Genomic DNA, 9,330 nt, shown 5'->3' with positions numbered 1-9,330 from the left:
ATCATGGCCCGGTAGTAGAACGAGAAAATCACGTCCGGACGCGCCGCGCGCACGGCCTCGGCCAGCGCCGGATCGTTCGGGTCCTCGCCATAGATGAAGGGGATACCGAGGTCGGCGGCGGTATCCGCCACGCGGCGGAACCAGATGTTCTCGTCGGGACGGTCGCGGTGGGTGACGACCAGCGCCACCTCCACGCCACGCGCCTGCAGCACGCGCAGGCAACGGTCGCCGACGTTGTGATAGGCGAAGACGACGGCTCTCACTCCATCGCTCCCTGCGTGCTGACTTCCGTCACGCCGTCGGCGCTGCGCTGGCGCGTATTGGCCTCCAGCACCGCCTGGATGCGGTAGCGCGGACGGTCGCGCACTTCCTGGTAAATGCGGCCGACGTACTCGCCCAGCAGGCCGATGCCGAACAGCATGATGCCGATCAGGAAGAAGTTCATGGCGAACAGGGTGAACACACCCTGCACTTCCGAGCCGAACAGGAAGCGGCGTGCCAGCAGCACGACCACCAGGCCGCCGGACATCAGCGACAGCACCGTGCCCACCGCCGAGAACCACTGCAGCGGCACGATGGAGAAGCCGGTCACCAGGTCGAAGTTCAGGCGGATCAGCTGGTACAGCGAATATTTCGACTCGCCCGCATGGCGCTGCTCGTGGCCGACCTCGATTTCCACCGGGGTCGAGGCGAAGGTGTACGCCAGCGCCGGGATGAAGGTGTTGACCTCGCGGCAGGCGTTGATGGTGTCGATCACGTCGCGGCTGTAGGCGCGCAGCATGCAGCCCTGGTCCGTCATGCGGATCTTGGTGATCCGCTCGCGCAGCCGGTTCATGGCGCGCGAGGCGTAGCGGCGGAAGGCGGTGTCTTCGCGCTGGCGGCGGATGGTACCCACATAGTCGTGGCCGGCGCGCATGGCTTCCAGCAGCCGCGGGATTTCCTCGGGCGGGTTCTGCAGGTCGGCGTCGAGCGTGATGACGATCTTGCCGCGCGTGTGCTCGAAGCCCGCCAGGATCGCCATGTGCTGGCCGAAATTGCCGTTGAACAGGATGACCCGCGTCACGTCGGGGCGCAGCCGGAACTGCGCTGACAGCAGCGCCGCCGAGCGGTCCCGGCTGCCATCGTTGACGAAGACGATCTCGTACGTCTCGCCGAGCCCGTCGAGCGCGGGATAGAGACGGTCGAACAGCGCCTGCAGGCCATCCTCCTCGTTGTAGACGGGGATGACGACGGACACTTCGACCTGGCTCATTGGAAGAGGCGTTTGCATGTTTCGCTGAGGGTTGCGCAGACACGTTCGACATCGGCCGTCTGCATGGCGGGGAACAGCGGCAGCGTGACGATGCCGCGTCCGATGCGTTCGGCCACCGGCAGCATGCCTTCGCGCCAGCCGAGAGAACGGTAGTAGGTAAAGAGGTGGACGGGCGGATAGTGCACGCCGGTGCCGATGCCGGCATCGCGCATGGCTTCCATCACGCGGCGGCGGGCGTCGGCGCGGCCGCCCTGCATGCGGTCGACCGGCAGTACCACCTGGAACATGTGCCAGTTGGTGGTGGCGTTCTGCGGGTCGAGCGGCAGCGGCAGTTCGATGCCGAGGTCGGCCAGTCTGGCGTCGGCGGCGGCCGCGAAGTACGCCTTCGCCAGTTCGGCGCGGCGGGCGGTGATGCGGTCGAGCTTCTCGAGCTGCGCCAGCCCGATGGCCGCGTTCACGTCCGTCAGGTTGAACTTGCCGCCCGGCTCTTCCACGTCCATGCCGTCCACGCCGGTGCGGATCACGCCCTGCAGGCGCAGGCGCTCGGCGCGCAGGGCTTCCTCGGCCGAGTTCATCACGAGGCAGCCGCCTTCGATGGTGGTGATGTTCTTGTTGGCCTGGAAGCTGAAGCTGACGAGGTCACCGAAGGCGCCGATGCGCTGGCCGCGCCAGCGCGAGTCGATGGCCTGGGCCGCGTCCTCGATCACGCGCAGGTTGTGCCCGCGGGCGATGGCGTACAGGCGGTCCATGTCGACCGGCAACCCCGACAGGTAGACCGGCATCACGGCGCGGGTGCGCGGAGTGATGGCGGCTTCCACAGCGTCGAGGTCGATATTGCGCGTGACGGGATCGATGTCGACGAACACCGGCTTCGCGCCGACCGCCAGCACCACGTTGGCCGTGGCCACCCAGGTGATCGGCGTGGTGATGACTTCGTCGCCCGGGCCGATGTCGGCGATGCGCAGCGCGATTTCCATCGTCGCCGAGCCGTTGGCGAAGGTGCGCACCGGGCGGCCGCCGAACAGGTCGGACAGGGCGCCCTCGAAGGCCTGCATCTTGGGGCCGGAGGTGATCCAGCCGGAGGCCAGCACGGCGCTGACGCTGGCAATGGCGTCGGCGTCGATCTCGGGCCGGACGAAGGGAAGGAAGCTCATTGGGCGGGTCCTTGTCAGGAACGGGCGATGAGGAAAACGCCGGCCAGGATCAGCAGGATGCCTGCCACCCGTGCGGGGCCGAGAATCTCGCCGAACAGCCACCAGGCGGCCAGCGCGTTGACGACGTAGCCGAGCGACAGCATCGGGTAGGCCACCGACACGTCCACGCGCGACAGCCCCACGATCCACACGCCCACACTGACAACATACATCGTCAGCCCCGCCAGCACCGGCCACTGGCTCAGCACGCGAAAGGCGGTGGTGAGGAGCGTGGCGCGCTCGATGGTGATGGCGCCGACGGCGTTCACGCCGGCCTTGAGGGCCAGTTGGGCGCAGGCGTTGAGCAGCACGCCGGCGAAGATGAAAGCAAAAGTGGAGAGCGTCATTGCTGCGAAGGTTGGGGCTGTGAGGCCGCCGGGCCGGTGGCCTGGCCGGCTTGCGTGGCGTCGGGGATGAAGTTGCTGACCACGATACGCCGATTGTCGGCGGCGATCGTATGCATTGGCAGCCGTTCCGCGCGCAACGCGTCGAACGTCTGCGGCGCCATCACGGCGAGGGCGCGCGGGCCGTTGCGCCAGCGGTCGGCGAAGGCGGCCATGGTCGGCAGCCACTTGTCGGGCTCCTGCTGCGTGCCGAATTCCAACTCGTCGGGATGTTCGACCATCACCAGCGGATGCGCCAGGTAGAAGGGCAGGGTGTGATCGAGCATACCCACGCCGTAGAACGGCATGTCGGGGGTCAGCACGGCGCGGATGGCGGGCAGCAGGGCGATGCCGGAAGCGCGGCGGCCCATCGCGTCGTGCCCCTGCAGCGCCAGCGTGATGCTCAGGAAGAAGCCGAGCGAGTAGGCGAGGATGCTGGGCATCACGCCGCGCGACTGCAACAGCCGGCGCGCGATCACGGCGGCAGCCAGCATTACCACGAAGGCGGCCAGGATCCACAGCGTGAACTCGCGGTAGACCTCGTTGGGCGTGCTGGGGCGGTCCATCCGCCACACGAACGGACAGGCGATCAGGCCGATCACGGCCAGCACCTGCATGGCGGTGATCTGTCGGTTCCACGAGCGGTCGTTGATATGGTCCAGCGCCGCGCCGGCCAGGATGCCGAGCGCCGGGAAGACCGGCACGATATAGCCCGGCAGCTTGGAATCCGACAGGCTGAAGAAGACGAAGATCGACACCGCCCACAGCATGGCCAGCAGGCCGGCGCGCAGCGGCCGCGTGGCATGGCCGGCGCCGGTGACGGGAGCATGCTCGCGCGCCACGGCCCACATGCGCGGCGTCAGGCCGAGCCACGGCAGGAAGCCGGCGACCAGCAGCGGCACGAAGTACCAGATCGCGCCTTGCCGGGAGTGCACGGTGGACGTGTAGCGCTCCCAGTGTTCGTGGATGAAGAAGAAGTGCAGGAAGGCCGGGTTGCGCTCGGAGATGAGCCAGAACCAGGGGACGGTCACCGCGAGCATCAGCACGATGCCCTTGACAAGATGCAGCCGGCCCCAGAGCGCGAAGTCGCGCGTCACCAGTGTATAGACCACCAGCACCAGCCCCGGCAGCGCCAGTCCGACCAGACCCTTGGTCAGGATGGCCACGCCCATGGCCGCCCAGCACGCCAGCATCCAGTTGCGGCGCGCGGTGGGGGTGGCGTCGGGGTGCTGGGCGATCAGCATGAAGGCCAGCACGCAGGCCATGGCGCCCGAGAGCGTCATGTCGAGCGCGTTGAAGTGGGCTGTGACGGTCCACATCGGCGCAGCGATCAGCACCAGTCCGGTCAGCAGGGCGGCGCGAGCGCCGTACCAGCGGGCGGCGGCGGCCATCGACGCCACGGCGCCGACCACGCCCGACAGCGCCACGCACAGCCGCGCCTGCCAGTCGCCCACGCCGGCCAGCGTGTAGGTGATTGCCGTCACCCACATATGGAAGGGCGGCTTCTCGAAGTACTTGAGCGCGTTGTAGCGGATGGTGACCCAGTCGCCCGAGGCGAACATCTCGCGCGAGATCTCGGCGTAGCGGCCTTCGTCCGGGCGGAACAGCCAGCGCCCGTCGAGCGTGCCGAACCACACCAGCAGGACGAACAGGCAGACCAGGGCGATGACGCCGGCCGAAATGCCGGCATACCGCGAGGTCGACGAAGGTCGCATAGGGCTCCAGAGCGAAAATGGGACGGGCGCGGGCCATCCGGTCCGTGCTGGTCCCTGCGAAGTCAGGTTCAACGCGGCAGGGTGCCAGTCGGTGCACAGTGTGCAGGATAGGACGCATCTGGTGACGGGCAGGCCGTCCGCCGGAACCCAGTGCCGCGCGAGGCGCGCAATGGTAGCACGCGGCCCGGCCTCGCCGACCCACGAAGGGGTCACATGGGTGCCGGGTGGGCTTCGCCGGAGTCTATATACGAGGAAGCGGAAGGACGCGCGGAATCATTCAGTGACGATGTCTGACGGATGCTTCCAGGCCGCCACGACTTCGTCCGACGGTGACAGCTTCAGGTTCACGCCCCGCGCGCCGATCGGCTGCTGGAACCAGCGCTTCTGCAGCGCCACGGCGTCGGGCCCGGCGAAGACGCCCGCGAGGGTCTGGTCGACCAGTTGTTTCTACGCCGGGTCGGCCTTCGACAGCATCAGCGCATTCTGCTCCACCGACAGCGCCGGGCCGACGATCAGGTACTTCGACGGGTCCTTTGCCTTCGCGCGCAGGCCGGCCAGCAGCACGTCGTCCATGACGAAGGCCTGGGCGCGGCCCGATTCGAGCAGCAGGAACGACTCGCCGTGGTCCTTGGCGTAGACGTCGCTGTAGCCATACCGGACCTTCAGGCGGCGGACGTGGCGGTCGCCGGTGGAGCCGGCGCTCGTGACCACGGTCTTGCCGCGCAGGTCGTCGAACGAATGGATGCCCGAATCGGCCCGCACCAGCATGCGCACCGTCGAGACATAGTGCGAGACGCTGAACGCCACCTGCTTCTGGCGTTCCAGCGAGTTGGTGTTCGGGGCGCAATCGAGGTCGACCAGGCCGTTCATCACGGCGGGAATGCGGTTCTGCGGCGTCAGCGGCACCCAGCGCACCTTCAGGTCCTTCAGGCCCAGCTTCTGGCGGGCGGCCTCGGCGGCGCGCAGGCACAGGTCGACCGCGTAGCCGGCCGGCTGGCCCTTGTCGTCACGGAAGGAGAACGGCAGCGCCGACTCGCGGTAGCCGAGCGTGATGATGCCGGTCTCGCGGATCTTGTCGAGCACGGGCGAAGGCGACTGGGCGCGGACGGGCAGGGCGGCGGCCAGCGAGAGCGCGGCCAGCAGGGCGGCGAGGGGACGGGCGAAGGCGCTTGCGGAAGCGAAAGAAGGCATGGTCGGCGGAATGACGCGAAAGGCCTGAGGGCAAACCCTCCGGTGCGGCGCGTGAAGGACGGATTGGTCATAAGCAAATTCCGCGGCCTCCGCCCCACATGCTGCATCCCGCCGGTCACATCCGCGCACAATTGGCCCGGGACAGCGCAGAATATCGGCCATGCCGGGCGCACGACCCGGCGGCGACGGGGAAGGACGCGAGGGCTGACATGACGCAGGCAGCACGGAGGACTGTGGCGATAGCGCTGGCCGGGCTGCTGGCCGGGGCGGCACATGCATGGAGCCAGGAAGCGCCGGCGCACAATGCGGCCCAGGGCGGCGCGCCGGAGGGCACGCCCGAGAGCGCTCCGCAGAAGCCGCCGAAGCCCGCGCACCCGGGCGGCGGCGCGCCTTCGCTCTGCGATGCCCCGTGGTTCAAGTCCGGCTCCAAGGTCCAGATGGAGGGCGACGGCGCGCTGCCGATGTCGATCACCATGGCGCTGCACGACGCGGTGTCCAGTCCCACTGGCTGCCGGGCAGAGCTGGAGATCACGTCGAAGTCGGCGATGTCGGCCCTGATGGGACCGCCGGTGATCATGCAGCAGGTCCACGTGATCAATATCGACCGCACGCCCAACAAGGAACTCAGCATCGAGAGCCAGCACGCCATCATCAACGCGCGCGGCAGGTACGCCCGCATGTTCGGCGAGGCGGCCTTCAAGGGCACCGGGGTGTTCAACTACGCCGGCCTGACCATCCGCGAAGGCGAGACGCTGCCCGGCCAGACTTTCGAGTCGAGCCTGTCGCTCAAGATCTATCCGCTCACGCGCGACGAAGTGGTGGGGACGATGGAGACCTCGCGCGCCTCGATCATCGTCAGCTCGCGCCACGTCGGCAAACGGCAGTTGATCGACACGGCGATGGGCAAGAAGGAGTGCCTGCCGATCGCCTACGACAAGCGCACGTCGATCGGCGCGCTGGTGGTGGGCGGCGACCTCGTCAAGATGGAGCCGACCGTCATGCATGTGACCGACTGGTACTGCCCGGAAGCGGCCTTCGTGCTGCGCACGGATGTGGAGCAGGACGGCAAGGTGCAGCGCATCGACGTGACGTCGATGGAGCGCGACACCGATATTCCCTGACGGGCTGTCGGTCCCGGGCTGCTTACGGGCCGCCACTTCGCGGAAGCGCACTTGCCCGCGCACGGACGTTATGTTCTATCATGCGCATGATAGCCAGCATGGAGGCGATGATGGGCCGCACAACAGAAGCCAGGCCGCGCAAGGCGGCGAACGTGACGTTGCCCGCTGACCTGTACGAAGAAGGCAAAGCCCTCGAACTGAACTTCTCGCGTGTGTTCGAGATGGCAATGCGCGAAGCGATCCGCGTCGAGCGAGGCAAGCGTTGGGCAGCGGAAAATGCAGATTTCATCGCCTCGCACAATGCGTTCGTCGAGCAGCACGGGCTGCCACTTGCCAGGCATCGGATGTTCTGATGGCGCGATTCGACGTCTATGTGAACAAGGACGACACGGGCACCGCGCCTTTTCTCGTCGATGTTCAGAGCGAATTTCTCGCCGGCTTGAGCACGACTGTCGTGGTGCCCCTGATCAGGGCCGATTCGCATCCCGGGGCTCGGCTGCCACCCGACCTGATCCCGCCCTTCGAGTTCCAGGGGATTCGTTGCGTGTTCTATCCGCCCTTCATGGCAGCAGTTCCCAGGCAAGCGATGGGCGAGCGAGTCGGATCGTTGCACGCTGAAAGCGGCGTCCTCGTGACGGCGATCGACCGCTTGATGGGTGCCTTCTGATTTCGCCAGCGCCGATCCCGGGTGGACTGCCAGCCTCGAAAGTCCTCGGCCTCTACACGTCAGTCAGACATAGAAGAAAATAAAAAAGCACATCGGTTCAACGTCTCATCGGTCATGGGCTTCTGCTTTAATCCATCCGGACCGAATCCAGCACCTTCAGATAATCATCGACGTAGTCGGCCCTGCGGAATACCGAAGAGTAAGGCGCAGCAAGGCTTAGCAAGAATTTTGCTGCGTGCCGAACTCCCAGATCGAATATGAATCTGATTCGAATCCTGGGAGATTTGAGGAACTTGCCGATGAGCACACCGGACTTCTTTCGCAGCCGCCTGGACGGGATGATTGATCTTCGGCATCCGCTGGCAGTGCTGGCAAGCCGGATGCCATGGAACAGCATCGAGGCAGCCTTGGCTCCAGTGCTTGCGCGCAAGGCGAAGGATGGCAGCAACGTGGTCGGCGAGGACTTGTTTGGACCGACGTTGGCGGTGGCCGGTGCAGGCATCAGTGCCGCAGGCCGGCCTCGCCTTCCGATCCGGCTGATGGTCGGGCTGCTCTACCTCAAGCATGCCTTCAACGAGAGCGATGAATCGGTGTGCGAGCGCTGGGCGGAGAACGTGTACTGGCAGTACTTCTGCGGCGAGGAGTACTTCCAGATGCGGCTGCCGTGTGACCCGACCAACCTCGTGCGTTTCCGACAGGCCCTGGGTGAGGCTGGCGTCGAGGAACTGCTGGGCACCACGATTGCTGCCGCCGTGCACATGAAGGTGATCAAGCCGGCTGAGTTCGAACGGGTCATCGTCGACACCACGGTGCAAGAGAAGGCCATTGCCTATCCGACCGACAGCCGTCTGCTGGAGGTGGCGCGGGCCAAGGTGGCGCAACTGGCCAAACGTGCCGGGATCCAACTCAAGCAGACCTTTGCCAGGGAAGGCAAGTCGTTGCGATTTCGTGCGGGTGGTTATGCGCATGCCAAGCAGTTCAAACGGCTGAGAACCGTGCTCAAGCGCCAGCGCACCGTGCTCGGCCGCGTACTACGGGACATCGAACGCAAGATGACGGCGCTTGCCGAGGATCAGCAAGAGCGTCTGCGTCCGTGGCTCGAACGCGCCCGACGCATTGCGCAGCAACGTGCCAAGGACAAGAACAAGCTCTACGCTCTGCACGCTCCCGAGGTGGAATGTGTCGCCAAGGGCAAGGCCCGTCAGCCCTACGAGTTCGGCGTGAAGGTGAGCCTGGCGATCACCGCCAATCAGGGGCTTATCGTCGGTGCGCGCAGCTTCCCTGGCAATCCCTATGACGGCCACACGCTGCACGCCCAACTGGAGCAGACCACCATCCTGCTGCAGGACTTGCCCGGATCGCCCAGACCCCGCACTGCCATCGTTGACCTCGGTTATCGCGGGGTCGATGCGGAAGTGGCGCCAGTGAAGATGATTCATCGCGGCAGGATCAAAACCATGAATCGTCGTCAGCGCAGAATGCTCAAACGCCGCCAGGCGGTCGAGCCGGTCATCGGTCATGTCAAAGCGGATCACGGCATGCGCCGGAACTGGTTGAAGGGCGAAAGCGGCGACGCCGTCCACCCGATCCTCTGTGCTGCAGGCTTCAATCTCCGTTGGCTGCTGCGGGCCATTGCCCGCCTGGGCATCCGCGGGATTTTTTTCGTCTTGACTCTGCTCACAGGCCTAGCTCTGTCCGCCAAGGATGCAGCCAATCGACTCTGCCCGCATGCCGCAGTCGCTTGATGTGGGCGGCCAAAATCCGCCACCTTTCAGCCGCGCCGAGCTCCCAGACTGAATTTTTCAGGT

11 protein-coding genes are annotated in these 9,330 nt (G+C 66.2%); 4 read left to right on the top strand and 7 right to left on the bottom strand.

Annotation, left to right across the window (positions count from 1 at the left end):
* The 7 genes from VFG49_RS11680 to VFG49_RS11650 all read right to left on the bottom strand — a co-directional run.
* Window positions 1-263, bottom strand: a 263-nt coding sequence (locus tag VFG49_RS11680; RefSeq protein WP_324860649.1) for a hypothetical protein, incomplete at its 3' end; no start/stop codon positions are given.
* On the bottom strand, window positions 260-1,252 hold the full coding sequence (locus tag VFG49_RS11675; RefSeq protein WP_324860647.1) for a glycosyltransferase: 993 nt from the start codon (window positions 1,250-1,252) through the stop codon (window positions 260-262). The genes VFG49_RS11675 and VFG49_RS11680, both read right to left, overlap by 4 nt.
* The gene (locus VFG49_RS11670; RefSeq protein WP_324860645.1) at window positions 1,249-2,406 is read right to left on the bottom strand and encodes a DegT/DnrJ/EryC1/StrS aminotransferase family protein; all 1,158 of its coding nucleotides are present in this window, start codon (window positions 2,404-2,406) and stop codon (window positions 1,249-1,251) included. The genes VFG49_RS11675 and VFG49_RS11670 overlap by 4 nt, the downstream gene beginning before the upstream one ends.
* A gap of 14 nt (window positions 2,407-2,420) precedes the next feature.
* Window positions 2,421-2,792 carry a DMT family transporter gene (locus VFG49_RS11665; RefSeq protein WP_324860643.1) on the bottom strand — a complete coding sequence of 124 codons (372 nt, stop codon included), beginning with the start codon at window positions 2,790-2,792 and terminating at the stop codon, window positions 2,421-2,423.
* Window positions 2,789-4,543: a glycosyltransferase family 39 protein gene (locus VFG49_RS11660; RefSeq protein ID WP_324860641.1), complete on the bottom strand. Its 1,755-nt coding sequence runs from the start codon at window positions 4,541-4,543 to the stop codon at window positions 2,789-2,791. The genes VFG49_RS11665 and VFG49_RS11660 overlap by 4 nt, the downstream gene beginning before the upstream one ends.
* Before the next feature lie 273 nt (window positions 4,544-4,816).
* Window positions 4,817-4,939, bottom strand: coding sequence for a hypothetical protein (locus VFG49_RS11655; protein WP_324860639.1), 123 nt, complete (start codon window positions 4,937-4,939; stop codon window positions 4,817-4,819).
* A 51-nt stretch (window positions 4,940-4,990) separates the two neighbouring features.
* Entirely contained in the window at window positions 4,991-5,734 is a 744-nt protein-coding gene (locus VFG49_RS11650; protein WP_324860637.1) for an amino acid ABC transporter substrate-binding protein, read from the bottom strand.
* Window positions 5,735-5,967: 233 nt separating this feature from the next.
* Between VFG49_RS11650 and VFG49_RS11645 the strand changes: the two genes are divergently transcribed.
* From VFG49_RS11645 to VFG49_RS11630, 4 genes are all read left to right on the top strand, one after another.
* Complete coding sequence (locus VFG49_RS11645) at window positions 5,968-6,855, top strand: hypothetical protein (RefSeq protein WP_324860635.1); 888 nt, start codon at window positions 5,968-5,970, stop codon at window positions 6,853-6,855.
* An 80-nt stretch (window positions 6,856-6,935) separates the two neighbouring features.
* The gene (locus VFG49_RS11640; RefSeq protein ID WP_324860633.1) at window positions 6,936-7,208 is read left to right on the top strand and encodes a type II toxin-antitoxin system CcdA family antitoxin; all 273 of its coding nucleotides are present in this window, start codon (window positions 6,936-6,938) and stop codon (window positions 7,206-7,208) included.
* A complete protein-coding gene (locus tag VFG49_RS11635; protein WP_324860631.1) occupies window positions 7,208-7,522 on the top strand; it encodes a CcdB family protein in 315 nt (104 codons plus the stop codon). Before VFG49_RS11640 ends, VFG49_RS11635 begins: the two co-directional genes overlap by 1 nt.
* A gap of 299 nt (window positions 7,523-7,821) precedes the next feature.
* Window positions 7,822-9,267: an IS5 family transposase gene (locus VFG49_RS11630; RefSeq protein ID WP_324860629.1), complete on the top strand. Its 1,446-nt coding sequence runs from the start codon at window positions 7,822-7,824 to the stop codon at window positions 9,265-9,267.
* The last annotated feature ends 63 nt before the right edge of the window (window positions 9,268-9,330 follow it).

The sequence above is a fragment of the Dyella sp. genome, from assembly GCF_035685885.1.
In the GTDB taxonomy this organism is placed as follows: domain Bacteria; phylum Pseudomonadota; class Gammaproteobacteria; order Xanthomonadales; family Rhodanobacteraceae; genus Dyella.
Note: the sequence above shows the minus strand (reverse complement) of the source record. Positions and strands in the feature narration are given on the sequence as shown.

Coding starts and splice junctions, on each gene's coding strand:
- VFG49_RS11675 (WP_324860647.1), bottom strand. CDS start 1,252: ATGAGCCAGGTCGAAGTGTCCGTCGTCATCCCCGTCTACAACGAGGAG.
- VFG49_RS11650 (WP_324860637.1), bottom strand. CDS start 5,734: ATGCCTTCTTTCGCTTCCGCAAGCGCCTTCGCCCGTCCCCTCGCCGCC.
- VFG49_RS11665 (WP_324860643.1), bottom strand. CDS start 2,792: ATGACGCTCTCCACTTTTGCTTTCATCTTCGCCGGCGTGCTGCTCAAC.
- VFG49_RS11670 (WP_324860645.1), bottom strand. CDS start 2,406: ATGAGCTTCCTTCCCTTCGTCCGGCCCGAGATCGACGCCGACGCCATT.
- VFG49_RS11640 (WP_324860633.1), top strand. CDS start 6,936: ATGCGCATGATAGCCAGCATGGAGGCGATGATGGGCCGCACAACAGAA.
- VFG49_RS11630 (WP_324860629.1), top strand. CDS start 7,822: ATGAGCACACCGGACTTCTTTCGCAGCCGCCTGGACGGGATGATTGAT.
- VFG49_RS11660 (WP_324860641.1), bottom strand. CDS start 4,543: ATGCGACCTTCGTCGACCTCGCGGTATGCCGGCATTTCGGCCGGCGTC.
- VFG49_RS11635 (WP_324860631.1), top strand. CDS start 7,208: ATGGCGCGATTCGACGTCTATGTGAACAAGGACGACACGGGCACCGCG.